At 73.9% G+C, this 341-nt stretch carries 1 protein-coding gene; it reads left to right on the forward strand.

Annotation, left to right across the window (positions count from 1 at the left end; all coding sequences use genetic code 11):
* Nucleotides 1–341 (forward strand): AMP-binding protein (locus tag WU80_RS24925; protein WP_156349795.1); only part of this gene is annotated, 341 nt, incomplete at both ends.

Below are 341 nucleotides of genomic sequence, written 5' to 3' on the forward strand. Positions count from 1 at the left end.
GGTCACGGCGCCGGGCCGGGCCAGTGTGTGGCGCTGCTGGTGCCGCGTTCGGGCGAGGCGATCATCGCGATCCTGGCGGTGCTCAAGACCGGGGCGGCCTACCTGCCCATCGATCCCGCCCTGCCCGACGAGCGGATCGGGTTCGTGCTGGGCGACGCCGCGCCGATCGTGGTGCTGACCACCGCCGGGCTGGCCCAGCGGGCCCAGCGCCACGGCAGGCCGGTGCTGGATGTCGCCGACCCCGCCATCGATACCCACCCCGCCACCGCCCTGCCCGATCCGGGGCCCGAGCAGGTGGCCCACATTATTTACACCTCGGGCACCACCGGGGTGCCCAAAGG

Origin of the sequence: Mycobacterium sp. UM_11, from assembly GCF_001414075.1 — a bacterium.
GTDB lineage: Bacteria > Actinomycetota > Actinomycetes > Mycobacteriales > Mycobacteriaceae > Mycobacterium.